Annotated in this window: 24 protein-coding genes; 14 read left to right on the top strand and 10 right to left on the bottom strand. The window is 72.8% G+C overall.

Going from position 1 to position 26973, the window contains the following annotated elements:
• Positions 1-22 precede the first annotated feature (22 nt).
• Positions 23-622 (top strand): TetR/AcrR family transcriptional regulator, encoded by a 600-nt coding sequence (locus ACZ4D5_RS03360; RefSeq protein WP_467770615.1) that lies wholly within the window; start codon positions 23-25, stop codon positions 620-622.
• Here ACZ4D5_RS03360 and ACZ4D5_RS03355 read toward each other — a convergent pair.
• Together ACZ4D5_RS03355 and ACZ4D5_RS03350 are read right to left on the bottom strand one after the other, a co-directional pair.
• Positions 563-964: a RidA family protein gene (locus tag ACZ4D5_RS03355; protein WP_467770614.1), complete on the bottom strand. Its 402-nt coding sequence runs from the start codon at positions 962-964 to the stop codon at positions 563-565. The genes ACZ4D5_RS03360 and ACZ4D5_RS03355 overlap by 60 nt on opposite strands.
• 52 nt (positions 965-1016) lie before the next feature.
• The gene (locus tag ACZ4D5_RS03350; RefSeq protein ID WP_467770613.1) at positions 1017-1835 is read right to left on the bottom strand and encodes an NAD(P)-dependent oxidoreductase; all 819 of its coding nucleotides are present in this window, start codon (positions 1833-1835) and stop codon (positions 1017-1019) included.
• A 58-nt stretch (positions 1836-1893) separates the two neighbouring features.
• On the opposite strand from ACZ4D5_RS03350, the gene ACZ4D5_RS03345 reads away from it, so the two are divergent.
• Positions 1894-2907, top strand: a complete 1014-nt coding sequence (locus tag ACZ4D5_RS03345; protein WP_467770612.1) for a LysR family transcriptional regulator — start codon at positions 1894-1896, stop codon at positions 2905-2907.
• Positions 2908-2989: 82 nt separating this feature from the next.
• On the opposite strand, the gene ACZ4D5_RS03340 is transcribed toward ACZ4D5_RS03345, so the two are convergent.
• Together ACZ4D5_RS03340 and ACZ4D5_RS03335 are read right to left on the bottom strand one after the other, a co-directional pair.
• Complete coding sequence (locus tag ACZ4D5_RS03340) at positions 2990-3622, bottom strand: LysE family transporter (protein ID WP_467770611.1); 633 nt, start codon at positions 3620-3622, stop codon at positions 2990-2992.
• Positions 3623-4097: 475 nt separating this feature from the next.
• Positions 4098-4694, bottom strand: coding sequence for a TetR/AcrR family transcriptional regulator (locus tag ACZ4D5_RS03335; protein ID WP_467770610.1), 597 nt, complete (start codon positions 4692-4694; stop codon positions 4098-4100).
• Between the two features lie 180 nt (positions 4695-4874).
• Between ACZ4D5_RS03335 and ACZ4D5_RS03330 the strand changes: the two genes are divergently transcribed.
• Together ACZ4D5_RS03330 and ACZ4D5_RS03325 are read left to right on the top strand one after the other, a co-directional pair.
• Positions 4875-5111 (top strand): hypothetical protein, encoded by a 237-nt coding sequence (locus ACZ4D5_RS03330; protein ID WP_467770609.1) that lies wholly within the window; start codon positions 4875-4877, stop codon positions 5109-5111.
• Positions 5112-5198: 87 nt separating this feature from the next.
• Positions 5199-6452, top strand: a complete 1254-nt coding sequence (locus ACZ4D5_RS03325) for a pyroglutamyl-peptidase I (RefSeq protein ID WP_467770608.1) — start codon at positions 5199-5201, stop codon at positions 6450-6452.
• On the opposite strand, the gene ACZ4D5_RS03320 is transcribed toward ACZ4D5_RS03325, so the two are convergent.
• Positions 6410-7228: an EI24 domain-containing protein gene (locus ACZ4D5_RS03320; RefSeq protein WP_467770607.1), complete on the bottom strand. Its 819-nt coding sequence runs from the start codon at positions 7226-7228 to the stop codon at positions 6410-6412. The two genes, ACZ4D5_RS03325 and ACZ4D5_RS03320, sit on opposite strands and share 43 nt — an antisense overlap.
• A gap of 157 nt (positions 7229-7385) precedes the next feature.
• Here ACZ4D5_RS03320 and ACZ4D5_RS03315 point away from each other — a divergent pair, with 157 nt between their 5' ends.
• Both ACZ4D5_RS03315 and ACZ4D5_RS03310 read left to right on the top strand, forming a co-directional pair.
• Positions 7386-9962: a M14 family zinc carboxypeptidase gene (locus ACZ4D5_RS03315; RefSeq protein ID WP_467770606.1), complete on the top strand. Its 2577-nt coding sequence runs from the start codon at positions 7386-7388 to the stop codon at positions 9960-9962.
• 83 nt (positions 9963-10045) lie between these two features.
• Positions 10046-11206 (top strand): serine hydrolase domain-containing protein, encoded by a 1161-nt coding sequence (locus ACZ4D5_RS03310; RefSeq protein ID WP_467770605.1) that lies wholly within the window; start codon positions 10046-10048, stop codon positions 11204-11206.
• 69 nt (positions 11207-11275) lie between these two features.
• Here ACZ4D5_RS03310 and ACZ4D5_RS03305 read toward each other — a convergent pair whose 3' ends face one another.
• Positions 11276-11704, bottom strand: coding sequence for an organic hydroperoxide resistance protein (locus ACZ4D5_RS03305; RefSeq protein ID WP_467770604.1), 429 nt, complete (start codon positions 11702-11704; stop codon positions 11276-11278).
• A gap of 98 nt (positions 11705-11802) precedes the next feature.
• Positions 11803-12834 carry an NADP-dependent oxidoreductase gene (locus ACZ4D5_RS03300; RefSeq protein ID WP_467770603.1) on the bottom strand — a complete coding sequence of 344 codons (1032 nt, stop codon included), beginning with the start codon at positions 12832-12834 and terminating at the stop codon, positions 11803-11805.
• A gap of 108 nt (positions 12835-12942) precedes the next feature.
• Between ACZ4D5_RS03300 and ACZ4D5_RS03295 the strand changes: the two genes are divergently transcribed.
• Positions 12943-13416, top strand: a complete 474-nt coding sequence (locus ACZ4D5_RS03295) for a MarR family winged helix-turn-helix transcriptional regulator (protein ID WP_467770602.1) — start codon at positions 12943-12945, stop codon at positions 13414-13416.
• 114 nt (positions 13417-13530) lie between these two features.
• Here ACZ4D5_RS03295 and ACZ4D5_RS03290 read toward each other — a convergent pair whose 3' ends face one another.
• Positions 13531-14262, bottom strand: coding sequence for an SCO2400 family protein (locus tag ACZ4D5_RS03290; protein WP_467770601.1), 732 nt, complete (start codon positions 14260-14262; stop codon positions 13531-13533).
• Between the two features lie 120 nt (positions 14263-14382).
• On the opposite strand from ACZ4D5_RS03290, the gene ACZ4D5_RS03285 reads away from it, so the two are divergent.
• Complete coding sequence (locus tag ACZ4D5_RS03285; protein ID WP_467770600.1) at positions 14383-15249, top strand: YwqG family protein; 867 nt, start codon at positions 14383-14385, stop codon at positions 15247-15249.
• Positions 15250-15278: 29 nt separating this feature from the next.
• Here ACZ4D5_RS03285 and ACZ4D5_RS03280 read toward each other — a convergent pair whose 3' ends face one another.
• Together ACZ4D5_RS03280 and ACZ4D5_RS03275 are read right to left on the bottom strand one after the other, a co-directional pair.
• Positions 15279-16661, bottom strand: a complete 1383-nt coding sequence (locus ACZ4D5_RS03280; RefSeq protein WP_467770599.1) for a PucR-like N-terminal domain-containing protein — start codon at positions 16659-16661, stop codon at positions 15279-15281.
• 192 nt (positions 16662-16853) lie between these two features.
• A complete protein-coding gene (locus ACZ4D5_RS03275) occupies positions 16854-17006 on the bottom strand; it encodes a hypothetical protein (RefSeq protein ID WP_467770598.1) in 153 nt (50 codons plus the stop codon).
• Between the two features lie 231 nt (positions 17007-17237).
• Between ACZ4D5_RS03275 and pgfA the strand changes: the two genes are divergently transcribed.
• The 6 genes from pgfA to ACZ4D5_RS03245 all read left to right on the top strand — a co-directional run bounded on the left by pgfA (position 17238) and on the right by ACZ4D5_RS03245 (position 26957).
• Positions 17238-18272, top strand: a complete 1035-nt coding sequence (gene pgfA, locus ACZ4D5_RS03270) for a cell envelope lipid trafficking protein PgfA (RefSeq protein WP_467770597.1) — start codon at positions 17238-17240, stop codon at positions 18270-18272.
• A gap of 184 nt (positions 18273-18456) precedes the next feature.
• Positions 18457-19641, top strand: coding sequence for a glycosyltransferase family 4 protein (locus ACZ4D5_RS03265; RefSeq protein ID WP_467770596.1), 1185 nt, complete (start codon positions 18457-18459; stop codon positions 19639-19641).
• Positions 19638-20357: a class I SAM-dependent methyltransferase gene (locus ACZ4D5_RS03260; protein ID WP_467770595.1), complete on the top strand. Its 720-nt coding sequence runs from the start codon at positions 19638-19640 to the stop codon at positions 20355-20357. Before ACZ4D5_RS03265 ends, ACZ4D5_RS03260 begins: the two co-directional genes overlap by 4 nt.
• Positions 20354-24811 (top strand): DUF3367 domain-containing protein, encoded by a 4458-nt coding sequence (locus ACZ4D5_RS03255; RefSeq protein WP_467770594.1) that lies wholly within the window; start codon positions 20354-20356, stop codon positions 24809-24811. The genes ACZ4D5_RS03260 and ACZ4D5_RS03255 overlap by 4 nt, the downstream gene beginning before the upstream one ends.
• Positions 24808-26223, top strand: a complete 1416-nt coding sequence (locus ACZ4D5_RS03250; protein ID WP_467770593.1) for a condensation protein — start codon at positions 24808-24810, stop codon at positions 26221-26223. Before ACZ4D5_RS03255 ends, ACZ4D5_RS03250 begins: the two co-directional genes overlap by 4 nt.
• On the top strand, positions 26220-26957 hold the full coding sequence (locus ACZ4D5_RS03245; RefSeq protein WP_467770592.1) for a class I SAM-dependent methyltransferase: 738 nt from the start codon (positions 26220-26222) through the stop codon (positions 26955-26957). The genes ACZ4D5_RS03250 and ACZ4D5_RS03245 overlap by 4 nt, the downstream gene beginning before the upstream one ends.
• Positions 26958-26973 lie beyond the last annotated feature (16 nt).

Below are 26973 nucleotides of genomic sequence, written 5' to 3'. Positions count from 1 at the left end.
GACTTCAGGAAAGGGGCGGGCCATGGCGGCCAGGGCCAGGAGCGAGGAGCGGCGCGCGGAGATCCTCCGGGCGGCGTTCGAGGTCATCGCCGAGCGCGGATACCGGGGCGCGAGCCTCGGGGCGGTCGCCGAGCGGGTCGGGCTCACCCAGCAGGGCCTGCTGCACTACTTCCCCACCAAGGACGCCCTGCTGGTCGCCGTCCTGGAGGCGCGCGACCAGTGGGACGCGGTGCCGCGCGGCGAGTGGCGGCTCGATCTGCTCGGCTCGCTGGTCGAGTACAACGCGATGCGCCCCGGCATCGTGCAAACCTTCTCGGCCCTGCTCGGCGAGAGCGTCACGGACGGCCATCCGGCGCGGGACTTCTTCACGGGGCGGTACGAGGCGGTGCGGGCGAACTTCGCGGCGGTGCTGCGCGCCGAGTACGGGGACCGGCTGCCGGGCGGGCTCACCCCGGAGGCGGCCGCCCCGCTGATGACGGCCGTGATGGACGGGTTGCAGTACCAGTGGCTGCTCGACCCCGAATCGGTGGACATGCCGGGGGCGTTCAGGGACTTCCTCTCGCTACTCGGGGAGGGGTCCGGCCGCGGTTCCGACGGCGGCCACGACGTCGACCTCGATTAGCGCCTCCGGGCGGAAGAGCCGCGGGACCTCGACGGTGGTGCTGGTGGGCGGGGTTCCGGTGAGGAACTCCCCGCGTACGGCGGCGTATGCGGCGAGGGTGCCGATGTCCGTCATGAACGTACGGATGTTGATCACGTCGGCGAGCGTGGCGCCGTGGGCCTTCAGGAGGACGTCGAGGGTCTCGAAGATCCCCCGGGACTGCGTGGCGACGTCGCCGCCCTCGGCGATCTGGCCCGAGAGGTACAACAGGGCTCCGCCGTCCGCGAGTTGGACGCGGGCGACCTGGGAGTAGGGGCCGAGGGGCCTGGGGGCGGCGGCGGGGTTGCCGAGGGTGACCTGCATGGCGCTCTCTCCTTTTCGCGGGTCGGTCAGGTGTCGCGTTTTCGTGGGCCGGTCAGGTGTCGCGCCGGGCGCGGATGCGGGTGACGGCACGGGCGATGTCCTCGTGGACGACGTCCGGGTCGGCGGCGGCCGCCTCGAAGTGGCCCGACACCGCCTCCATGACCGGCAGCCGGGTCACGCCTGCGGCCAGGCCGACGTCCTTGACGGCGAGGTCGCTGCCGAAGTGCACGTCGGCGGCGAAGGCGCGGGCGACCGCGCCGGCGAGCGGCCCCTCGGCGAGGGCGGCCCTGGCGGTGGCCTCGTCCAGGCCGAGGGCGTCGGCGAGCTTCATGGCCTCGGCGACGAGGGCGACGCCGCCGATGACCGCCGTGTTGACGACGAGCTTGAGCGCGGCTCCTGAGCCGAGGGCACCGGTGCGGGTGACGGGGCCGAAGCGGGCGAGGACGTGCTCGACGCCGGACGCGTCGCCGCCCGCGAGGATGCCGAGGCGGCCGGTCGCGGCCTTGTCGGTGCTGCCCATGACGGGGGCGTCGACGAGGGTGACGCCCGCCGGGACCCGCTCCCCCAACTCCCTTACGACATCGGGCCCTACGGTCGACATCTCCACCCAGTGGGCGCCGGGGCGCAGAGCGGGGACGAGGGCGGCGGCGACCTCGCGTACGGCGTCGGGGCCCGCGAGCATCGTGATGACGACGCCGGCGTCCCGCACGGCCTCGGCGGGGCTCGCCGCGGCCTCGGCCCCGGCCGCGACGAGGGGGTCGGCCTTCGCCGCGGTGCGGTTCCAGACGGTCAATGGGTGGCCTGCGACGAGGAGTTGACGGGCCATCGGCTCGCCCATGTGGCCGAGGCCGAGGAATGCGATCTTTTCCATGCGCCCGACGCTAGGCCCGGCCCGGAGATGCGACAAGCGAGTCTCTAGCATGCGAGCCATGCCGAACCCGCATACCGCACACCCGGCCGACACCACGCGACCGGCAGCCACCGCACGTCCGGCGGACGCCACGCGACCGGCAGCCACCGCACGCCCGGCGGACGCCCCTCCCTCCGACCTCTCGACCGTCTGGCTGCGGACCTTCCTCGAAGTGGCCCGGCACGGGTCGTTCACGGTGGCCGCGCGGGAGCTGGGCTGGACGCAGTCCGCCGTGTCGCGGCAGATCTCCTCGCTGGAGGCGGCACTCGGCGGAGCCCCGCTCTTCGACCGCCTTCCGCGCGGGGTGAGCCCGACCGCTCAGGGCCGCGCCCTCGTGCCGCACGCGCAGGAGGTGCTGGCCCGACTGCGGCGCATGGAGCGGGAGTTGGCGGCACTGCGGGACGGATCGGGAGGGCTGCTGCGGGTCGGGGCGTTCGCGACGGCGGACGCGGGGCTCGTGCCGCGGGCGCTGGCGGAGTTCCGCGCCCGCCACCCCGGCGTGGTCCTCACCCGGGAGGAGGGGCTCACGCCCGTACTCCTGTCCCGCCTCGCGGAGGGCGAACTCGACCTTGCGGTGGTCTCGACGACGGGAGGCGCGCTGCCCGACGACGCGTACGAGCTGCATCACCTGCTCGACGAGACGCTGTACGTCGCGCTGCCCTCGGCCCACCCGCTGGCGTCCGAGAACCGCCTCGGGCTGCCCCAACTCGCCGACGAGGACTGGATATCCGGGAGCGCGCGCGTCGAGGGCACCTTGCTGCACCCGGCACTCCACCACGGCTTCCGGCCGCGCGTCGCGCACGTCGTCGCGGAGTGGACGGCGAAACAGGGGTACGTCGCCGCGGGGCTCGGCGTGGCCCTGGTCCCGGCGCTGGCGGCCGAGTCGGTGCGCCCGGACATCACGCTGGTCCCGCTGCGCGACGACTCCGCCCCGACGCGCGCGGTGTACGCGGCGACGCCACGGGGCCGCGCGGTGCCGCCCTCGGTGACGTCCTTCCTGCGGGCGCTGCGGGCGGCCTGTCCGGCGGGGTGACGGGGCGTGGCCCGCGCCCCGTAACGCGTCGCCGGCAGGCCGACCGGCCGAGGCGCCGCCCGAGCCGGAGCGCCGAACCCGCTCACGAGGCCGACGTGAGGAGATGGACCGCGAGGCCCGTGATGATCGCGCTCGACGCCAGTGCCGTGAACAGGCGGCCCCTTCGGCCCGTCAGGGCGCGGCCGAGCAGGGCGCCGCCGCCCGCGAGGAGGAGTTGCCAGCTCGCCGACGCGGTGAACGCGGCCAGGGCGAAGGCCACTTGCTCCAGGTGCGTCAGCGACGCGGTGGCGGGGCTGCCGAGGACGAGTGCGGCGAAGTAGATCACCGTGGCGGGGTTCAGGAGCGTGATGCCGAGCAGGGCGGCGTAGGCGCGGGCGGGGCCGGGCGGGGTGCCGGTCCTGCCCGCGGCCGTGCCGCGTCCGCGGTACTGGCGTACGGCCACCGTGGCCCCGCGCGCCGCGAGGGCGAGCAGCACCAGGACCGAGGCCCAGCGCAGCGGCACGACGGCCGGTTCGACGACGCCACCGAGCGAGGCGCCGCCGACCGCGGCGACCAGGGCGTAGAGGCCGTCGGCGGTCGCGACGCCGAGGGCCGCGCAGGCGCCGGTCCGCAGGGACGTGCGCGCGGTGAGCGCCACCAGGTACGTCGCCACGCCGCCGACGGGCATGGCGATGCCGTACCCGGCGAGAAGCCCCGCGACCAGGACCGCGCTCATGGGCGCGCGGCGTTCGACCTCCGCGTGCGGCCGGTCTGTCGCCGGCCCCGCACCGGAGACGCGGCGAGCACGATCAGCGGCAGGGCGGCGACGGCCGGAATGGTGGTCATGGGCCGAGCTTCACGGGGCGGGGCGGAGGCGGCAACCGAATTACGGGGCGCGAGGCCGATGGCCGGTCCACGCGGCGGGTGCGCGACGCGGGACCGACAGCCGGGGCACGCGGCACGCGGTCGACGGCCTACCGCGCAGCGCGAGCGGCGGCAGACCGTGCGACGCGAGCGGCGGCAGACCGTGCGACGCGAGCAACAGCTGGTGGGTGCGGCACACCCGACGGCCCTTGCATGCCGCGCACCCGACGGCCGATCCGCACCGCACGCCCAACAGCCGATCCACATCACACACCCAACAACCGATTCACTCGTCGGTGGTCCGTTCGCGCGGCCGTACCCGGCGACCGGCGCCCCCAGTGGCCGAATTACGCCCTCAACCCCTCCGCGTACCGCTCGACGACCCCCCGCGCCGACTCCGGGGTGTGGTGGCCCACCAGGACCTGGGCGGTGAGGCCCTCCGTCAGGGACACCAGGGCGTGGGCCTCCGCCGCGGGGTCCAGGGCGGGGCGCAGTTCGCCCGTGTCCTTGCCGTAGCCGATCAGCCAGACCAGGAGTTCGTGCAGCTTCCCGTACGTCTCGCGCAGGACCGCCGCGAGTTCGTCGCTGACCGCCGCGTGGGCCACGAAGGCTCCCCAGACCCGTGCCTCCGTCCGGTCCTCCTCCTCCACCAACGCGAGCGCGGACAGGGTGCGGTCGAGCAGGGTCACGGCCGACTGCGGGGAGTCCGAGGTCTCGATGCGGGCCCTGGCACGCTCGCCGACCCGGCGCGAGATGGACTCCAGGGCGAAGAGCAGCATCTCGTCCTTCGTGCGGAAGCAGCGCTGGACGGCGCCCATCGACACCTTCGCCTCCGCGGCGACGTCGCGGAGGCTGACGGACTCCATCCCGGAGCGGGCGATCAGGGCGCAGACCGCTTCGGCGATGCGGCTGCGGCGGTCCTCGTAGTCGACCTGTCTGGGCACGTGAGGTGGCTCCTTCCAGGAGCGTCGGGCGGGGCGTGAAGTTTTCGATGCGGTTGCATCGTAACCCGGCTGCGTGCATGATCTGATGCGACCGCATCGGAACAGGCGGCGCCGCACACACGGCGCCACGACGGAAGAGCGGCGCCCCACGCACGGCGCCGCTTTCGGGGAGATACGCAGATGGCAACGCAAACCAAGAAGTCCTCCGAGGGCCTGCTGGCGCTCTTCGGTTTCATCCTGGTCGCGCAGGGCTTCGGCTCCGCCGTCACGGAGTCCGGCTGGGACACCAGCTTCGGCGTCTCCGCCCTGCTGCGGGAGGCCGGCGCGCCCGCGTGGACGGACCTGGTCGTCGGGGTGGTCGGCTGCGCGCTGCTCGCGGCCGCCGCCCGCGTCCGGATGACACGCAGGGCGTCGTAGCCCCCGGCCCGTGGTCGGCACCCCGTAGCGCTCGCCCCTCCCGTCCCGCGATACTTCCGCCACCCCACCGGTTACGGAAGGACTCGCGTGCTCTCACGACTTGGCGCCCTCGGCGTCGCCGCCCTGCTGGCCGGGCTCGCCGCCCCCGCGCCCGCCTCCGCCGCCCCGGCGGGCCGCACCGCCCCCACCACCGAGGAGCTGCGGCTGGACCGCGCCGCCCCGCAGGAGATCCTGCGGCGCAGCGGATTCGACTCCGCCGCGCCGGAGTTGGCCCGCGCGCTGGACAGGGCGCACTCCTACGGCCAGGCGCGGCGTCTCGTCGTACGGGAAGGGAAGGCGCTGTGGCGGCGGGCCGTCGACCGCGCTCAGGGGCGCGGCCCGGCCGGTGGCGATCTCAGCCGGGACGACGACCGGCCGCTGTACTGGGCGCGGCTCGGCATGACGCGGGAGCTCCGGCAGTGGGAGCCCGGCCGCTTCCGGCTCGACGACGGGCAGCGGGCGCGGCTCATAGGGGAGTTGGAGCGGACCTCGCGCGGGCAGGACGCCGTCCACTACCCCGGCGGGCGCGGCAAGGGGCACGTCAAGCGCATCCTCGTGACCGGCTTCGACCCGTTCACGCTCGACCGGGACGTCCGGATCAGCAACCCGTCGGGCGCCGCCGCGCTCGCCCTGGACGGCACGACGATCCGGACCGCCGACGGGCCTGCCCGCGTCGAGGCGGTGACCTTCCCCGTGCGCTGGCAGGACTTCACCGAGGGGGCCGTGGAGCGGGCGCTGCGGCCGCATCTGCCGCGCGTCGACCTGTTCACCACCATCAGCCAGGGGCGCGTGGGCAAGTTCGACATCGAGCGGACCAACGGCGCCTGGCGGGGCGGCTCCCCCGACAACGACAACCTCTCACGCGCCGGGACCGTCCCGGTGCGCGATCCCGCCACACAGCCCCAGTGGACGTCGACGACCCTCCCGTACAAGGACATCGTGGCCGCGCGGACCGGCCGCTTCCCCGTGTACGACAACACGTCGGTGACCGAGATCCCGGCGGGCGGCAGTGAGCCCGTGGCCAGGCCCGGCGGGCCCACCGAGGGGTCGACGGCGCGCGAGGGCGGCGGGGGCAACTACCTGTCGAACGAGATCGCCTACCGCGCCACGCTCCTGCGGGACCGGCTCGGGCTGCACGAGAGGCTGCCCGGCGGCCATGTGCACACGCCCGTCCTGCGGTTCGGCGCGGGGAACACCGATCCGGCGACGGGTGCCGTCACCGATCCCGAGTTCGTGCGGAACCGGCTCGACATCGTCGCTCAGGTACGGGGGATCCTCGGGGTCGCCGCCTCGTCGTCCTGACCTCCGGCGGCGGCAGGTGAGCCGTCGCCGTCCGGGCCGTTCTCGCCCAGCAGGTCCCGTGCCATCAGCGTCGCGCCCGCGACCGCGCCCGGCATCAGGAACACGGCGACGAACGGCACCAGGAAGGCGACGGCGAGCGGCGTCCCGAACCCCCAGGCGAGCCGCTTGCGGCCGCGCAGCAGGGCCAGGCGCTCGCGGAGTTGGACACCGCGGCGCTGCATCGCGACCGCGGTGAGCTCCTCGACGAGGAAGAAGCCGGTCACGCAGAAACCGACCACCGGGATCACGGTCTGGCCGACCACCGGGATGAAGCCGAGCGCGAAGAGCAGGACGCCCCACAGCGCCGCGCGCACCACGATGCGCAGGCTGTCCCGCGCGGAGATCCACAGGTCGCGCCAGAGCGGAAGGCCCGACTCGGGGGCGTGGCCGCACTCGGAGATGTCGACCTGCTCGGACAGCGACTCGTAGAAGGGCTCCCCGATGAGCAGCGTCACCGCGGTGAAGGTGACGACGGACAGCAGCAGCGCGAGGGCGAAGAGCAGGGCGGTCAGGAAGCCGCGGAAGAGGCCGAGCCAGGGCGAGGACCAGTCGTCGGCGAACGGCGTGGCCCAGCCGACGAGATCGCTGCCCCACAGGGCGAGCGAGACGAGCGCGGCCGCGTAGAGGACGAGCGTGATGAGGCCGGGCAGCAGCCCCCATCCGTACTGCTTGCCGTGCTGGGCGACCCAGCGCTGGCCCTTCATCAAGTAACCGAAGCCCACACCGAGATCGCGCATGCGGCACACCTTAGCCGCAGGTCGCCGGGGGTTTGTTCGAGGTCGTGTGCCAGGACTGTCACAGGTGGGGCGCAAGGCCCTCTTGTTGTACGGGAGTTGAACCGGTAAGACCTCGCTTACCGATCTCCCGGAGGTACGTATGGGCATATCACGGCCAATGTCCCGGCCATCCAGACCCGTTCTGCTCACCGCTGCCGCCACGGCGGGCGCGCTGCTCCTCACCGCGCTCGCCCCGGGCAGCGCGACCGCGGACCCGACGCCCCGCCCGGTCACCCGCGAGGGGTCGCCGCTCGGCGCCGACCGGGCCGCCAAGGCTCCTCGGGACGCCGCGGACCGCGCCCTCGCGGACGCACGGACCCCGGAGTTCGCCGACGACAAGGGCCGCGGATATCCGCGCGAACAGCGGCTCGACCCGCCCCCGGAGAATCCGGCCGACAAGTCGATGAAACTGGGGCTCACGCCGTACCACGGCATAGCCCCGAAGCTGAACGCCCTGCAGCGCGTCGGCGACCGCGTGAGCGTGGAGATCGCCGGTCGCTCCGCCGGCGGGCACCAGCTCTACCTCGTGACCGTCACCGCCCCCGAGACCGCGCGCGAGACCGCCCGGCAGGCGCGGATGCGGGAGCGAATAGAGAACGACCCGGCCGGAGCCGCGAAGGACGGGGCGATCAAGTCCTCGTACAAGACGCCCGTCTTCGTCAACAACAACATCCACGGCAACGAGTGGGAGGGCACCGACGCGGCCCTGAGGCTCATCGAGAAGCTCGCCGAGGCCAAGGACAAGAAGAGCCGGGACCTCCTCGCGCACAACCGCCTCTACTTCAACATCACCACCAACCCCGACGGCCGCATCGCGGGCACCCGCGCCAACGCGAACGGCTTCGACCTCAACCGCGACTTCATCACCGCCTCACAGCCCGAGGCCCGCGCGGTCCGCGAAATCGCCATCGCCAAGCAGCCCGCGGTCATGATCGACCTGCACGGCTACGTGAACGGCACGCTGATCGAGCCGACCACTCCCCCGCACGGCGAGAACTACGAGTACGACCTCTTCCTGAAGAACTCCTACGCCAACGCCCTCGGCATGGAGGCCGCCGTCAACGGCCTCGGATACACCGAGGAGAAGGACGGCGTGAAGCCCGCCGTGATCCCCTTCCGCGACCAGGAGGAGGGCTGGGACGACTGGCCGCCGATCTTCACCCCGCAGTACATGCCCTTCCACGGCGCGGTCGCCACGCACACCATCGAGTTCCCGATGCAGGTGAACAACAAGGAGTACGAGACCCAGCCGGTGGCCGAGCTGCGCCGCAGGGCCGCCATCAACGTGGACATCGCGGGCGCGGCCATGCGCGCCAGCATCGACTACACCGACACGCACCGCCGGTCGGTGATCGCCGACCAGATCGAGGTCTTCCGGCGCGGCGCGACGGGCGCGACGCAGGTGCCGGTGTCGGAGGAGACCGTGCCGGGCGTGCCCGGGATCGGTCCCGAGGACGTCTACACGACCGAGTTCCCGCGCGCGTACGTGATTCCGGCGGACGGCGCCGAGGGCGGGCGCGGTCAGCGGTCGGCGACGGCGGCCGCCCGCCTCGTGGACCATCTGCTCGCCAACGACGTCCGCGTGGAGCGCGCGAAGCACCCCTTCCGGCTCGGCGGCCGTACGTACGCGAAGGGCTCGTACGTCGTCGACATGCACCAGCCCAAGCGGGGCCTGGCCAATGTGATGCTGGCCGACGGGCGCGACATCAGCGACAAGGTGTCGGCCATGTACGACATCTCGGGCTGGAGCCTCGGACGTCTGTGGGGCGCGAGCGTGGACGCGGTCAAGGGCGGTGACCTGGACGGCGTGCGCACACGGCCGGTGCACGCGGCCGCGCACGTCGGATACGTGGCGCCGCGCGGCGACCTGCGCCTGCGCCTCGACGACCCGCGCCAGGTGGCCGCGCTCAACTCCCTGCTGGCACAGGACGTTCCGGCGCGCCGCGACCGGGACGGGAACGCCGTCCTGCCGTCGTCCGCGCGCCGTGCCGCGACCGCCGCGGCCAGGACGTACGACGTGTCCTTCGACGCGACGAAGAACAAGGGCGGCGCCGCGCTGCACCGCACGCGGGTCGCGGCCGCCGTCACGCCGGGTGAGCTGTTCGCGCTGCGGGAGATGAACTTCGACGTGGTGCCGGTGTCGACCGGCGTCCTGAACGCGGGCTTCGACTGGAGGAAGGCGGACGTCCTCTTCGTGTCGGCCGGGCTCGACCGCGCCGAGCTGAACGCGGCGGCGAAGGCCGGGCTCGACCGGTTCCTCGCCCGGGGCGGCGGTCTGGTCGGGCGGGGCGCGACCGGTGCCGCGCTGAACGCCGACGCGAAGCTGCTCGCGGTCAAGCCCGTGGAGGGCAACGGCGACGCCAACGGCGTGGTGCGGGTGACCGGTTCGGGCGGCCCGATCACCGGTGGCGCGCCGGACCACAGCTTCGTCTACGCGCCGATGTGGTTCACCGGCCTCGGTCCGAAGGTGCGCGTGGAGCAGAGGTACGGCACGGGCGACCCGCTGGTGTCCGGGCACTGGCGGGCCGCGGAGGACGGCGGCGGAGGGCCCGCGGCCGCCGCGGGCCGGGCCTCGGTGATCAGCGGGACCGCGGGGCGCACGGACGTGGTCCTCTTCGGCACCGAGCCGCTCTTTCGCGACCACCCCAAGGGAGTGTTCCCGCAGGTCGGAAGGGCGCTGCTGAGCGTCGGCTGACGCCCGGGAGGGAATGCCGGGGCGGGGCGCGGCGGTTGACCGGACCACCACGTCTTCCGTCGCGCCCCGAGGAGTAGTCGTTCATGACCCGTGAGATCAAGGTGCAGGGCACCGTCGCCGAAGGATTCGAGGCGGTGCGCGAGGAGTTCACCGCCGTCCTCGCCGACGAGGAGCCCCGCTACGCGGGACAGCTGGCCGCGTACGTCAAGGGCCGCAAGGTCGTCGACCTGTGGGTGGGGCCCGACACCGGCGCCGACACACTGTACGGCGTGTACTCGTCCACGAAGGGCGCGGCCCACCTCGTCGTCGCCCTGCTCGTCCAGGACGGCGTGCTCGACCTGGACCGCGAAGTCGCCCACTACTGGCCGGAGTTCGCCGCCGAAGGCAAGGGGGCGGTGACCCTGCGCGAGCTGCTCGCCCACCGCGCGGGAGTATCCGGCGCCGCCTTCGGCTTCTCCCCCGAGGAACTCGCCGACGACCGTGCGGTCGCCGCGCGCCTGGCCGCGCAGCGCCCGTACTGGCGCCCCGGCGCCGCCTTCGGCTACCACGCCCTGTCCATCGGGGCGCTCGCCGGCGAGGTGGTCTTCCGGGCCACCGGGCGGACCCTGCAGGAGCTGTACGAGGAGCGGGTGCGCGCCCCGTTCGGGCTCGACTTCTTCCTCGGACTGCCCGAGGAGCACGAGGGACGGTTCCACTCGGTCCTGCCGATGGCCCCGACGCCCGAGCAGCAGGCGCTCCTCGCGGCACAGCCGACCGGCCCCCACACCCTCAACTCCATCGCCTTCAACCGCAACGCCGCGCTCCCCACCGACCTGGAGGCGCTGCCCAACTCCCGCCTCGTACGCGCCAAGGGGCCCGCGTCGGTGGGCGGTGTGGCCTCGGCGCGCGGCCTCGCGGGGATGTACGCCGCCGCGACCACCGGGATCGAGGGGCGCGAGGCGCTCCTGAAGCCCGACACCCTCGCCGAGTTCGGGCAGATCCAGTCGATCGGGCACGACCTGGTGGCGGGGGTCCACAAGGTGTTCGCGGTCGGCTTCCAGGCCACCGCCGAGGCCTGGTACCCCTTCCTCGGCGCGGGCGCCATCGGGCACAGCGGCGCGGGCGGCTCGCAGTCGTTCGCCGATCCGCGCAGCGGTCTCGCGTACGGGTACGCGCGGCGGCGGTTCGCGTTCCCCGGCGGACCCGCGGCGGAGAACGAGCGGCTCGCGCGGGTGGTGCACGAGGCGGCGCTCGCGACGGGCTGATCCGGCACGGGACATGACGGAGGGCCGCACCCCCGCCGGGGTGCGGCCCTCACGCGCGTACGCCGCCGGTCAGGCGACCGCGAGCTCGACCTTGATGTTGCCGCGCGTGGCGTTCGAGTAGGGGCACACCTGATGGGCCTTCTCGATCAGGGACTGCGCGGTGGCCGCGTCCACGTTCGGGATGGAGGCCGTGATCGCGACCTCCAGGCCGAAGCCGCCGGCCTCGTTCTGGCCGATGCCGACCTCGGCGGTCACGGTCGAGCCGGAGATGTCGGCGTTCTCCTTGCGGGCGACGACACCGAGGGCGCCCTGGAAGCAGGCGCTGTAGCCGGCCGCGAAGAGCTGCTCCGGGTTGGTGCCCGCGCCGCTGCCGCCCATCTCCTTCGGGGGGTTCACGACGACGTCGAGCTTGCCGTCGTCGCTGGCCACACGGCCGTCGCGGCCGTTCTCGGCGGTGGCGACGGCGGTGTACTTGACGTCGATCTTCTGGATGGACATAACTGCCGATTCCTCCTGAGATGTGACGTGGTGCGCGCCCACAACCACGGCTTGTGGAATTAGGTTATCGGATACCGGAAGTGCGTCCATGGGGGCGATCAGCCGAGAGAGACGATCATCTTTCCCGTGTTCTCGCCGCGGAGCATGCCGAGGAAGGCATCCACGCCGTTCTCGACGCCCTCGACGACCGTCTCGCGGTACTTGAGCTCACCGGAGCGCACCCAGGCGCCGACCTCGCGCACGAACTCGGGCTGCAGCGCCTCGTGGTCGCCCACGAGCATGCCCTGCAGTCGCAGGCGCTTGCCGATGACCATGGCGAGGTTGGTCGGGCCGGGGGTCGGCTCGGTGTCGTTGTAGCCGGCGATCATGCCGCAGATGGTGGCGCGGCCGTGCACGTTCATGCGGCTGATGGCGGCCTCCAGGTGCTCGCCGCCGACGTTGTCGAAGTAGACGTCGATGCCGTCGGGCGCCGCCTCCTTGAGCTGCTCGACGACGGGCTTCGCGTCCTTGTAGTTGAAGGCCGCGTCGAAGCCGTACTCCTCGACGAGCAGCTTCACCTTGTCGTCCGAGCCCGCGGAGCCGACGACGCGCGAGGCGCCCTTCAGCTTCGCGATCTGGCCGACCTGGCTGCCGACGGCACCGGCCGCGCCGGAGACGAAGACGGAGTCGCCCTCCTTGAAGGAGGCCACTTCCAGCAGTCCCGCGTACGCCGTCAGGCCCGTCATGCCGAGCACGCCGAGGTAGGCGGAGAGGGGCGCGGCCTGCGGGTCCACCTTGGTGGCCTGCCGGGCGGGAACGGTGGCGTACTCGCGCCAGCCGCCGAAGTGCAGGACGTGGTCGCCCACCGCGAAGCCCTCGGCGTTCGACGCGACGACCTCGCCGACCGCGCCGCCGTCCATGGGGTGGTCCAGCTGGAACGGCGGGATGTACGACTTCACGTCGTTCATCCGGCCTCGCATGTACGGGTCCACGGAGAAGTGGAGGTTGCGGACCAGGACGTGCTGCTCGGCCGGGGCGGTGACGGGAACCTCGCGCAGCGCGAAGTCCTCCGGGACCGGCCAGCCTTCCGGGCGCCGCACGAGGTGCCATTCACGGCTGACGGAGGGAAGCTGCTCGGGGGTGACGGACATAAGGGGGCGTCCTCCTGGTGCTCGCCGGCGCGGGTGCCGCGCACGGCCTCAGAAATGCTTCAGGTTCTGAAACAACCATGCTCCTCAATATTTAACAATGTCAAGTAAATGGGTAACCTGGTGGCCATGACCAGCAGCAGCTCCGACCCGGACTCCGCCCGCCGCATCGATCCGCTGACCCTCGAAGTCGTCGAGCTCATCGGCACGGTCGTGGGGCGCTATCACGAGGAGTACGAGGAGGCGGCCGCCGAGCACGCGCTGACCGGGGCGCAGGCCCGTGTCCTCGGGCTGCTCTCGCTCGAACCGATGCCGATGCGGCGCGTGGCGCGGAAGCTGAAGTGCGAGCCGTCGAACATCACGGGGATCGTCGACCGCCTGGAGGCGCGCGGTCTCGTCGAGCGGCGGCCCGACCCCGCCGACCGGCGCGTGAAGCTGGCGGCGCCCACGGCCGAGGGCGCCCGGGTCGCCCGCAGCCTGCGGGAATCACTGAACTTCGCGCGCGAGCCGCTGGCCGAGCTGTCGCACCAGGAGCGGGTGTCCCTGCGGGGGCTGTTGCGGAGAATGCTGGGCGAGGCGGAGTAGGGACGCCTTCGGGGCGGGGTGGAGCAGGGACGCCTTCGGGGCGGGGCCCGGCCGCGCGTTGTACGCGCTGCCGCAGGAAGCGCCGCGCCGTTGTACGCGCTGCCGCAGGAAGTGCTACGTGCACCACCACAGGAAGCGGTCGCACGTCTCGGTCGGGGTCGGCTTCGGGGGCGGCGTCGGGTCCGGCCTCTCGGAGGCGGGCGGGGGTGTCGTGGGGCGGGAGGGGCCCGGCGTGTCGTCCTGCGGGGCCGACTCGGTGGGGAACGACGGGTCGGGGCCGTCGCCCTCCGACTCCCCGTCGCCGCCCGCCTCTTCGCTCCCCCGCGCCTCCTTACCCTCGCGCGACTTCTTCTTGCCGTCCTTGCCGTCCTTGCTGTCCTTGCTGTCCTCGTTCCCGCCCTCGTCCATGCCGTTGGCCTGCGTCGCGGAGGCCGACGCGGCCGCCTGGTCCGCGGTCGCCGTGCCGTCCTCCGGGGCCTGCGCCGCCTTCGCGGACGGAGTCCGAGCCGCGTCGCCGTCCGGCGCGGCGGCGGCCGTCGGCTCCTCCGACGGGCCCTCCGTACCCAGTTCGGCGAGGCTCAGGCCACCCGCCGCGAGCGCGAGGCCCGCGGTGACGAGCAGAATCCTGCGGCGCTTGCGGCGGTGCGCCCTGCGGCCGCGCTCCCTGCGGCGGGAGCGGCCACCGGTGCGCGGGGACTCGTCCTCGTACGCGTCGTCGTACCCGTCGGGCTCCTCCCGCGCGGCGACGGACCGCGCGTACTCCCGGCAGGCTTCGGCCGGGGTTCCGCACCCCGGGCAGGCGAGGGCGCCGTTGAGGTGCCTGCGGCACGGGTGGCAGTAGTCCATGAGGCATGGAGGCTAGGTGCACCGCCGGTAACAGCGGAAGCCGCCGCTGTGAAAGTTGTGTGCGGAACCAAAAGCTCCGGCGCGGCGGGCGTTGTCAGTGGCGGGAGGCATGATCAGGGCATGACGCAGAACCTCTCGGGCGCGCTGCACGCCCTTGCCCACACCCACCTTCCCTCCGACGCGGCCGAGCAGTGGCTGGGGCTGCTGCGGCCCGGCATCCGGCTCACCGGGGCCGGCGGGGACGACGCGGTGGTGGGGCAGTTGGGCGGCGAGCCCCGACTCCCCGCGGACATGGAGTGGCCGGTGTGGGAGGGGTACGGCCCGCTGTCGTTCGTCGCCTCGGTCGACTGCGCCGCGCTGCCCGCGGACGCGCTGGACGTGCCGTTCCCCACGAGCGGCACGCTGGCCTTCTTCTACTTCGACGGCCAACTGGACGACGGTGACGCCCTGGTGGACGTCGGCGACCCCGAGACATGGGACGGCGCCCGCGTCGTCCACGTGCCCGCGGGAGTGCCCGTCACCGAGCGGACCACCCCGGAGGACCTCGACCCCTACCCCCATGTGCCGCTCGCCGCGCGCGCGATCCTGACGGTCGCGGAACCCACGCATCCGCAGATCCAGCGGGTGGTCGCGCCGGAGGCCGAACTCCTTGAGGAGTACGAACACCCGCTGTGCTCCAAGGAGTTCACCGACGCCCTGCTGGACTACGACGACGCGGCGGGGCACCAGCTCGGCGGCACCCCGCAGTCCGTGCAGGGCCCCGTCGAACTGGAGGTGGCGCGGGCGGCGCTCGGCCCCGGCACGGACTGGCACGACCCCCGGCTCGGGGACGAGATGGGCCAGTGGGTACAACTGGCCCAGTTCGAGTCGGACGACACGGCGGACATGATGTGGGGCGACACGGGCTGCCTGTACTGGCTGATACGCCCGGCCGACCTGGCCGAACTCCGCTTCGAGCGCGCCCTGTTCACCTGGCAGTGCTACTGACCGTCCGACACCGACCGTCCGATGCCGTGCTACGCCCTGCCCAGCTGCCCCCTCAACCGCCGCGCCCTGAGCACCAGTTCCAGCTCGAAGCGGCGGTCGGGGTCGTCTATCTCGTCGCCCCAGAGCTCCCTGATCTGACGGAGGCGGTAGCGCACGGTCTGGGGGTGCACCCCGAGGCGGGCGGCCACCTCGGGGGCGCCGCCGCGGGTCTCCAGCCACGCCAGGAGGGTCTCGGCGAGGCGGCGGCCGTGGGCGGGGCCGCAGTGCTCCAGGGGCGCGAGGCAGCGGCGGGACAGGTCCTCGATGAGCTCCTCGGGCTGCAGGAGCACCAGCGCCTCGGTGTGCTCGGTGCAGTGGAGCACCTCACCGGAGGGCAGCAGGCCGCGCTCCATCAGGCGCACCGCGGCCTCGGCCCAGCGCAGCGACTTGGCGGCGTCCGCGAGCGGCACGGGCGGGCCGATGGCTCCCGACCAGCCCGCCATGGCGCGGCGCAGGAGCTCCGGGCGCCCGGCCGCGTCGGGGTCGGGCACGACCATGCGGGGCTGCTCGGCCTCCATGTCGAGCAGCACGCCCTGCCCGACGGCCGGTGCGACGGCCTCCCTCGCGGGGCGCAACAGGACGCCCACGGCAACGCGTTCGGGCAGCTGCCAGCCGACCCGGGCGGCGCGCTCGCCGAGTCCGTTGCCGAGGGCCCCGGACCCGGAACCGGAACCGGAGCCTGACGAGGAGCCCGATCCCGGCCCCGACATCGCGGGGCCCCCGCTGCCCGAGTCGGGGCGGCGCTCGGAGAGCAGCAGCTCCATCAACTTCCGCTGCAACCGAAGCCGTTCGCCCGCCTCCCGGGCCGCGGCCTCCGCGTAGCCGCGCACGGACTGGTCGACGAGCCCGTCCAGGTACTCGAAGCCCGACTCGGCGAGTTCGTACATGGCCGGTGGCGGGATCTCGATCTGCTGGCCGATCTCGGCGAGGCGGCGCCAGGCGAGGCGCACCCCGAGGCGGTAGATCGCCTGGAGCGAGTCGAGGCTGCGGCCGTGCAGGCCCTCGCCGCGGCCGAACTCCTGGAAGACCTCCAGGTGATAGCGCGGCCGCCCCTCCTGCGACGCCAGCTGCTGGACGAACCCCTCCAGGGCACGGCGGATCCCGATCAACGCCATCGGCTCGCCCGAGTCGTCGAGGACAACGGGCAGCCCGGGGTACTCGGCGCGGATCTCCCGCAGAATGTCCTGCGCGAGCGCGGGGACCTCCTCCAGGGCGAGGGCGGCGAACTGGCGTACCTGGTGCGGGGGGACGTCGCGCCAGGCGGAGCGGTGGTCGGAGGACCGGTTGTCGGAGGACCGGTCGTCGGAGGTCCAGTCGTCGGACAACCGGTCGTCAGACATCGCCCGGTCACCAGCCGTCAGGTCGTCGGGCATGCGGTCATCAGATGTGCGGTCGCCGGAGGTGCAGTCATCAGACAACTGGCCCTCAGAGAACCGGTCCTCAGACAAGCGGTCCTCAGACAAGCGACTCTTGGACAACCGGTCCTCAGACAACTGGCCCTCAGACAAGCGGTCGTCCGACATCCAGGCGTCGGAGGCCTGCATACGAGTAACAGCCACAATCGCTCACTGCCCCCGCGCAGGCGTCTCGTAATGCACCAGCGGTGTATTCGGCTGGTCGGGCGTGGCGTTGAGCAGGGCGACGATGCCGAGCGCCGCGCCCACGGCGAGGAGCGCCGCGGCGGCGGCGGTGAGTGATGCGGCGAGCAGTCGGTGCATTGCGAGGGTCAGCCTCTCTGTCGGAGGTCGTCCCCACCCCGGTCACGCAGTCCCTGGTCATGGTCGAGCGGCTCTCGCCATGAAGTCGCTGGTCGCACAGTCCACGCCGGCCCCGTCCGGCGAGTGCCCAGTGTCGGCAATGCATTGACACCTCGTCAAGGGTGCGCCTACGGTTCCCGGCCCATACGGCTCGGTAACACTTCTCCCGCCCTCAGCCCAGGAGTGACCCCCATGCGCCGCACGGCTTCTCCGCTCTCGCTGGTCCTTCTCGGTCTTGGCGTGTTTCTTCTGGTGCTCGCACCGATGCTGGCCTGGTACGTCGAGCCACGCGCGAAACGCACGCCGATCGATATCGACACCACCACCGTCTTCGAGGGCAAGGGGAGTTATTTCGACACCGAGAAGATCAAGACGGTCCGCGACCAGGACCTCACCATCACGCGGCAGGTGCGCGGCGACGTGGCCGACAGCGAGGAGAGCGGGCGCGCGGTCTGGGACGTGTCCACGTCCGTCGACCCGGACAAGTCGCTGCCCGCGGCCGACCCGCACGACTCGCTCCAGTGGACGATGGAGCGCTGGGTCACCGACCGGCGGACGAACGCTCCCGTGCACTGCTGCGGCGAGGAGCCGTACTTCGAGGGCGAGGCCTATCTGAAGTTTCCCTTCGACGTGGAGAAGCGGTCCTACCGCTGGTGGGACGGCACGCTGGGCGCCACCGTGCCGTTGACCTACCGGGGCACGAAGAAGATCCAGGGGTACGAGGGACTCCGCTTCACCGGCACCGTGAAGGCGACCAAGACGGGCACGCGCCAGGTGCCCGGCAGGCTCGTGGGGCAGCCGAAGAAGAGCCAGGTGATCGCGGACGAGTACTACGCCAACCACGGCATCGAGCTGGTCGCCGACCAGCGCACCGGCCGGATCATCTACGCCGCGATCGGCCCCCGCAAGACGCTGCGCGCGCCGGGCTCCGACAAGGACGCGACGGTGCTGCTCGACAGCGAGCGGATCGCGTTCACCCCGGCCACACAGAAGGCCCAGGTCAAGCTCGCCGAGGACGACAGCAGCCGTCTGGAGCTGGTCGGCGAGACGCTTCCGGTCGGTGCGGGCGTCCTTGGCGGGGTACTCGCGGTGGCGGGAATCGTGCTCGTCGTACGAGGGCGTCGTGACGACGGGGCGAACGGGCGGGGACGGCGCGATGAATCGGCGGAGCCGGGCAGTCCGAATCCTGATACGTCACCGACGGCCCTGCAGCCCACCACGATGTGATGAGACGTCAGCTCTGGAAAGCCCGGAAATTGTCACTTCGGTGAGTAGCCGCGCGGTTCCGGGCGGCGAAAACTGTCCACCCCACCCGAGCACAGTCCTCGTACCGCCCCCGCACCGCCCCCGTACAGCACCTCCGCAAAGCCAGCCCCCACAGTTCCGCACCCTGAGACGAGTTGGAGCACGCATGCCCCAGCACGTACCGTCCTCGCTGCGCGCGGCCGCCCCACGGCGCGCGGAGCGGCTTCCTGCGCCTCCCCCACAGCCGCGCCGGATCGTTTTCCTCGCCCACCGCGACCTCGGCAATCCGGCCGCGGGCGGCTCCGAACTCCTCGTCGACCGACTCGCCGACGGGCTCAGCAAGCTGGGCCACCAGGTCACTCTGCTGTGCGGAGGCCCTGCCGCGTACCGCGACTACCGCGTGGTGTCCGCGGGCGGCGACCTGGGCCACTACCTGCGTGCGCGCTCCGCGTTCACGCGTCAGGTCGGCGACTGCGACCTGCTCGTCGAGGTCTGCAACGGCATGCCGTACCTGGCGCCGCTGTGGCACCGCGGGCCCACCCTGTGCCTGGTCAACCACGTCCACACCGATCTGTGGGGGATGCGCTTCCAGGGCGCGCTCGCCCCCGCGGCACGGCTGGGCCGAAGACTTGAGCACTGGGCCCTCTCGGGCGCCCAGCGCGGCAATCTGCTCGTGGCCGTCTCGCCGTCGACGGCCACGGCGCTGCGGGCGATCGGCGTCGAGCGCGAGCGCATCCGGATCGTGCACAACGGCGTCGAGGAGCCGGGCCCGCTGCACCCCCGCTCCGACGAGCCCCTGTTCCTCGCGATGGGCCGGCTCGTCGAGTACAAGCGGATCGATCTGCTGCTGCGCCTGTGGGAACGTGTCAGACCCGTCACGGGCGGCCGGCTCGTGATCGTGGGTGACGGGCCCGAGCGGAGCCGCCTTGAGCAACTCGCCGGTCCCGGGGTCGAGTTCAGGGGTCATGTCTCCGAAGCCGAGAAGCACCGGCTGCTCTGCGAGGCCTGGATGCTGCTGCATCCGTCGGCCGTGGAGGGCTGGGGGCTCGTCATCACGGAGGCGGCGACGCGTTCGACGCCCTCGATCGGCTTCGACGTCCCCGGGGTCCGCGACTCCATCGAGGACGGCGCGACCGGCCTTCTGGCGCGGGGCGAGAGCTCCTTCGCCGCCGCCTGGTGCACCCTGGCGCTGAGCGCCGAGCGCCGCAGGGCGCTCGGCAAGGCCGCCGGTGAGCGGGCCGCGCAGTTCCGCTGGACCAACACCGTACGGCAGTTCCAGGCGGTGGCCGCGGAGGCGGTCGCCGCGCACCACGCGCCCCTCGGGGACCCGATATCCCAGGGGTCTGTGTGAAGGACCCGTCGCTGCGCCGTTCCGCCACCCTCTTCCGGGCCTTCCTGCGCGAGCAGCACGAGCCCGAGCGCTGCTACACCCTCCTCGCCAGGGACGCCGCCGACCAGGTCGAGGCGTACGTACCGGTGAAGGACCGCATCGTCGTCGACATCGGCGGCGGGGGCGGCTACTTCACCGAGGAGTTCCGGCGGCGCGGGGCGCAGAGCTTCCTCTTCGAGCCCGACCCGGCCGAGCTCGGGGCCAAGCCCCCGCACGGCTCGGTCGTGGCCGACGGCTATCTGCTGCCCTTGGCGGACCGCGTCGCCGACGTCACGTTCTCCTCGAACGTCCTGGAGCACGTGGACGATCCCCAGACGTTCCTGAGCGAGATGGTCCGGGTCACCAGGCCCGGCGGGCTGATATACGTCTCGTTCACCAACTGGCTCTCCCCATGGGGCGGTCACGAGTGGGCGCCCTGGCACTACCTGGGCGCCGAGCGCGGCCGCGCCCGCTATGAACGACGTACCGGAAAGGCCGCGAAGCACACGCTCGGCGAGAACCTCTTCGCGCACCACGTCGGGACGACCCTGCGCCAGGTGCGGGCCCGCGACGACGTGTCCGTCGTGTCGGCCCGTTCGCGCTACTGGCCGTTTTGGGCCGGGGCGATCACCAAGGTGCCGGGTGTGCGCGAGTTCGCGACCTGGAATCTCCTCCTCATCCTCAGGCGGTGTCCATGACCACGGTCCAGGCCCCACCCCCGGCGGCCGTACGGCCCACGACCGATGCCCCTGAACCCTCGCGGGGGCCGCGCTCGCGGCGCTGGCTGCTGGGGTTCTGGGCCGTGGTGTTCGTGCTGTTCTGCGCGGTGAAACCGGGGCGGATGACGTTCGACACCAAGCTCGGTGTCGCCGTCGACCCCTGGCAGTTCCTCTCCGACCTGGGCCAGTTGTGGCACGACAGGGGCGGCTTCGGCGGGATCCAGGACCAGTACGTCGGCTATGCGTTCCCGATGCTGCCGTTCTACGGCCTGGCCAAGCTGGTGCAGTTGCCGGTGTGGCTGGCGGAGCGGCTGTGGATGTCGCTGATCGTGGCGGCGGCCTTCTGGGGCGCGCTGCGCCTCGCCGAGCGCCTGGGCATCGGCAGCCGTCCGAGCCGGCTGCTCGGCGCGGTGGTGTACGCGCTGTGGCCGACGTTCACCGTGGTCGTCGGGTCGACGTCGGCGGCGGCGCTGCCCGGCGCCGTCCTGCCGTGGGTGCTGCTCCCGCTCCTGAACGAGCGGATCAGCGCGCGGCTGGCCGCCTGCCGTTCGGCGCTGATCATCCCGTTCATGGGCGGGGTGAACGCGGCGTCGACGCTGGCCTCGCTGCTGCCGATCGGCCTGTACCTCCTGTCCAGGCCGAACGGCCCGCGCAAGCGGAAGCTGATCACCTGGTGGGTGCCGGGCGTGATCCTGGCGACCGCCTGGTGGGTCATTCCGCTGCTGATGCTCGGCTTCTACGGCGAGAACTTCCTTCCGTACGTGGAGAATTCGGCCACCACGACCGGCACGATGTCGGCCACCGAGACGCTGCGCGGCGCCGGGAACTGGGTCGCGTATCTGCACTTCGGCGAGGCGTGGCTGCCGGCGGGCTGGACGGTGGCGACGGCCGTCGTGGCGATCGTGTGCTCCGCGCTGGCCGCGGCGCTCGGTCTCGCGGGGCTCGCGCGGCGTGATCTGCCGGAGCGGCGCTGGCTGGTGCTCACGGTGCTGTCGGTCGTGCTGATCACGCTGGCCGGGTACGGCGGCGCGTTCGGGGCGCCCTTCCACGAGACGGTCCAGTCCTGGCTGAACGGCGGCCTCGTGCCGTTCCGCAACATCTACAAGTTCCAGATGGGTCTGGCTCTCGCGCTCGCCTTCGGCCTGATGCACCTGGTGGGCGTGGCGGCGCAGGCGCGCGGCGCGCGGCCGGTGCGCGGCCGCGGGTACGCGCCGCTGATCGCGGCGGTCCTGGTGCTTCCGGGCCTTGCCTGGCCGTATCTCAACGGCTCGATCCTGCAGCCGGGTTCGTTCCAGAAGCTGCCGACGTACTGGCAGACGACGGCCGACTGGCTGGAGAAGTACTCCCCCGACTCGCGCGCGCTGGTCGTTCCCGCGACCGCGCACGGCATCTACACCTGGGGCTCCCCCATCGACCAGCCGCTCGACGTGCTCGCCGACTCGCGGTGGGCGCAGCGCGATTACGTGCCGTTCGGCACGCCGGGCAACCGCCGCGCGATGGACGCGGTGGAGCAGGCGCTGATGACCGGCGGCGAAGTGCGGGGCCTGCGGGACTACTTGACGCGTGCGGGGCTCTACTACGTCGTCGTACGCAATGACCTGGATCCGGATCAGGTGGGCCACGTGCCCTCGGCGACCGTGAAGCGCACCCTGGAGGAGTCCGGCTTCCGCCGCGTGACGGGCTTCGGTCCGACGACGACCGACGGGAGGATCCCGAACGACACGCCCCTCCAGGTCGAGGGCCTCTATCCGCGCCAGCGCGCGGTGGAGATCTACGCCCCCGGCGAGGGCGCCGAGCGGCCCGGCCAGGCGGGCCTGAAGCCGGTGTCGAACACGGCGGTCGTCAGCGGCGGCCCCGAGTCGCTGCTCCCGCTCTCCGCCGACCCGGCGATGCGGGACCGGCCCACCGTCCTGACGGGCGACAACCATCCGGGGGTCGGAACTCCGGCTCTGGAGGCGGTCGGTGACGGTCTGCGCCGCGCGGACACCCGCTTCGGCCTGGTCAACTCCAATACGTCGTACACGTACGGGCGCGACGAGCGCAACGCCGAGGACGCGCTGCAGGACCCCGGCAGGAAGCCGCACCAGATCCTGCCGACCAAGGGCGTCGAGCACCAGACGACGGCGGAGCTGCGCGGCGCCAAGAAGGTGTCGGCGTCCTCCTACGGCAACTGGCTGTTCCATCTGCCGCAGTACGACCCGGTGAACGCCTTCGACGGCGACCCGGCGACGGCCTGGGCCGAGGGCGACGCCGGTGCCGCGGACGGCGAGTGGATCAAGGCGGAGTTCAACTCGAAGGTGACGGTGCCCGCCTCCTTCCGCGTCACGCCGCTGCCGCAGGACGGCGTGCGGTCGGCGCCCACGAAGGTGCGCGTGGAGACGGAGCGGGGCAGCGTCACCAGCGATCTGCAGCCGAACGGCATGACGCAGCGGATCAAGGCCCGTGCGGGCGCCACGAGTTGGGTCAAGATCACGATTCTGGACACCCAGGAGGCCAGGCCCGGCCTGACGGGCGCGGGCTTCTCGGAGATCAGCATCCCCGACGTACGCGTCACCAAGCTCCTCCAGCTGCCGACGGACGCCGAGAGGACCACGGACGCCCAGGCGACCACCTACTCCCTGCACCGCTCCTCCGACCCGAGCGCCCTCTCACCGGTGAACGCCGAGTCCGGGCTGCACCGCCGCTTCACGACGACGGGCGACGGCGAGTACGAGGTGAAGGCGAGCGCGGTGGCCGTGCCGGGCGCCGCGCTGGACGAGCTGCTCTACAAGGTGGCGCCGGAGCAGAAGCAGCAGATCGTCGCGACCGCGGACTCCACGGCCAAGCTGGGCATCGGCCTGTCGCCGCGCAACCTCACGGACGGCGATCTGACGACGGGCTGGATCGCGGGCACCGACAACCGCCCGGTGATCCACCTCAAGTGGCCGGGCAAGCAGCCGGTGGGCGAGATCGTGCTGCCAGCGGCGGGCGGCCTGTCCACCCGCCCGGTGAAGATCGAGATCAGCTCGCCGGACGGCGCGGCGACCGCGGGCGTCGACGAGAACGGCAACGCGCGCTTCGCCCCGATCACCACCGACGAGATGGACATCACCATCACGGAGACCGCTCCGCTGACCGTCCACAACCCGGTGGCGGACGCCGACCTCCGGCTCCCCGTGGGCCTGACCGAGGTCTACGTCCCTGCGCTGGACAAGTACCGCACGCCGCAGCCCGATCCCGAGGACCGCTTCTCGCTGCCCTGCGGCCAGGGTCCGACGATGTCGATCGACGGCGAGCTGTACGAGACGAGCGCCAAGGGCAGGATCCAGGACCTCACCGACCGGCGCCCGATCGAGATCACGCTCTGCCAGGAGGGCTCGAAGGACACCGCGGTGCGGCTCGACGCGGGCGCGCACAGCGTGGAGACCGGTGACGCGGGCCCGCTCGCCGTCATGGACGCCTCGCTCACCCGCGGCACCCCCGCCGCGCCCGAAAGCGCCTCGCGCGAGCTGGAGATCAAGGACTGGCTGGGCGACCGCCGCGAGGTGACGGTCGGCTCGGGAGCGGCCTCGTACCTGACGACGTACGAGAACGTGAACGACGGCTGGAAGGCGACGCTGAACGGCAAGGAGCTGACCCCGCTGCGGCTGGACGGCTGGCAGCAGGGCTGGCTCGTGCCCAAGGGCGAGGGCGGCACGGTCAAGCTGAGCTACGAGCCGTCGCAGATCTACGAGATCGGGCTGATCCTGGCCGGGGTCGGCGTCCTCGCGCTGGTCGCGCTGGTCCTGGTCAGGCGCCGTGAGCCCAACCCGGACGCGGTACAGGCCGCGCCGCCCGCGCCGGGCCCGGTCCTCGGCACGGTGGCGCTCACGCTGGTGGCGGCGGTCGTCGCGGGCCCGTTCGCCCTGCTGGTCCCGGCCCTCGCGCTGCTGGCCTGGCGCCGCCACGCGCTCCTCGTGCCGATCGCGTTCCTGGCGATGGCGGGGGCGGGGATCGCGGCGGCGGCCGGTGCCGGCGAGTCCATCCGGTCGGACGAGGGGGCGTTCGGTCACACGGCACAACTCCTCGCCCTGATCGCCCTGTTCGCGGCGCTCGTGACGGTGCGGGAGACACGGCCGCACAGCGGGGCTACGTTGGACGACGGCTCGGGCAACCCGCCGCCGTACCCACCGGCGCGGCCCGCCCCCGACCCCGCGACGCTGTCGCTCGGCCCGGACCGCGACCTGGGCGGGCAGGCGCCTGCGTTGCCGCGGCGCAAGCGCGGTGAGAACGGTGAGAGCGGTCCGTCGGGCGCCGCGCCGCAGGCGGGTCACGGCGCGAGCCACGACGCGGGCCCGACCGTCTCGGCCCGTGGCCCCGCCGCGGCCCAGCCGGAACCCGCGCCACCGGGCAGGAGCACGGTCCGCTTCCGCCGCAGGCGGACGTTCACGACAGGAGAAGGCACCCAGCGATGACCGCACTGGAACATCCGGCACGGCGCGCGGACGGCCCCGGAAGGCCGCCTGCGCGCGTGCCGTTCCCCGTCGTCGACGAGGTCTCCCGGCACTGCCTCCAGGAGGAGGAACCGGAGACCGTGCACATCGAGGTGCACCTGCCGGGCACCCCCGACCGGGAGCGTCTGAAGGCGGCGTTCGGCGAGGCCCTGCGCCGCCACCCGCGCATCCTGATGCGGGAGGCGCGGGGGCCCTGGTACCGGCGGCGCTACGAGTGGGAGCTGACCGAGGCCCCGGACGTCGAGGTGGTGACGTTCCCCGCCCCGGAACCGGACGCCCTGAAGCGGGCCCGCGAACGGGCCCTGGCCGAGGCGCCGCCGCTCACGTCGTCGCCGCCGATCCGCCTTGAGGTGGTGGCGGCCGAGCCCGCGGCGGCGGATCGTGGCGACGGCGGCGGAAGTGTCCTCTTCCTCACCATCAACCACACCGCCCTCGACGGGCCCGCCTGTCTCCGTGTCCTTGCCACGGCGGCCGAGTTGTACGGCGGGAAGGACAACTCCCCCGCCGCGCCCCCGACCCGTACGCCCGACCAGGGCGCACCGGAGCCGCCCCCGGCCGACGCCCCGTCCGGCTGGTCGCCCCCGGCCCGGGTCGCCAGGGGGACCCCCGAGCCTTCCCCAAGCTCTCAACTTCGTTCGAGCAGGGGAGACCCCATTCCGGGCAACGGCATGCTGGTGGCGGAGCTGCCCGTGCCGCGCCGCCCCAAGGGCTCCCCGTTCACCGTGAACGACCAGCTCATGGTCGCCACCGCGCTGATGATCGCGCACTGGAACCGCGAGCACGGCGCGCGGCCGCGGCCCTTCCGCATCACGATGCCCGTCGACGACCGCCCCCGCGACGCCACCATGCCCATCGGCAACGGCACACGTCTGGTCGAAGTGCCTTTCGGGGCAGCGGAGTTGACGCGAGAGGAGTGGACTCCGGAGGCGACCCGCGACCTCCTTCGCCGCACCTCCGACCGCACCCGCGCCCTGAAGTCCCTGGCAAGGCCCCAACTGGGCCACGGGGCAACGCTGTTGACCGCGCCCGTGCTGCCGGTCACGCTCCGCGCGGCCGTCACCCGCGGGCTGCGCAGGGCCGCCGCGCCCTGGACGTCGACGACGCTCCTGAGCAACATCGGCCGCGTCCCGTACGCCCTGGACTTCGGCGACGCGGGCCGCGCGCACGCGGTGTGGTTCTCCGCGCCCGCCCGCCTGCCCCGCGGCCTGACCGTGACCACGGCGTCCACGGCGGGCCGCCTCCACCTGGCCCTGCGCTGGTCGAAGACGCTGCTCAGCCACGGCGACGGGGCGCATCTGCGCGACCTGTTCGAGCACTATCTGCATGCGACGGAGCACACCGAACCCCACGAAACCCACGAGGGGCCCAAGTGACCACCGCAACGACCAAGCGTCCGGCGGGACTCAGGGACTTCTACGAGGACCCGTCCGTCCCCGTCGCGTCCGGCGACGCCCGCAGCCTGCGCCAGGCCCGCATCCTCGCGGCCGCGCTCGGCCCCGCCACCGCCCGCACCGCCACGGTCCTGGACATCGGCTGCGGCGACGGCACGGCGGCGGCGACCGCGGCCCCGCTCCTCGCGGGCCACCGCGTGATCGGCGTGGACTGGTCGCAGGACGCCCTCAAGCGCGCCCACGCCCGCCTTCCGTACGTCGTCCGGGGCGAACTCACCGACGGCGGGCTGCCGTTCGCGGACGGCGCGGCCGACGCCGTCCTGTTCAGCGAGGTCATCGAGCACCTCGTCGACCCGGACAGCGCGCTCGACGAACTCAGAAGGGTCCTCAGGCCAGGAGGGCACCTGATGCTCTCCACGCCCAACCTCGCCGCCTGGTACAACCGCGGCCTGCTCCTGGCCGGCGTGCAGCCTGTCTTCTCCGAGGTGAGCCTGCGCGGCATCCACGGCCGCCCCGGCAAGGAGGTCGTGGGCCATCTGCGCCTCTACACGGCCCGCGCCCTGCGGGAGTTCGTCGCCGCCTCCGGCTTCGACGTCGTCCGCCTGTCCGGCGCGCCCTTCCACGGCGTGCCACGCCCGCTGCGCGCCCTGGACCGGCTGGCCTGCGCCGTGCCGGGCGCGGCCTCGATCCTCCTGCTGCACGCCCGAAGGTCTTGAGCCCCATGTGGTGGGG

It is taken from the genome of Streptomyces sp. NPDC025651 (assembly GCF_055558735.1).
Note: the sequence above shows the minus strand (reverse complement) of the source record. Positions and strands in the feature narration are given on the sequence as shown.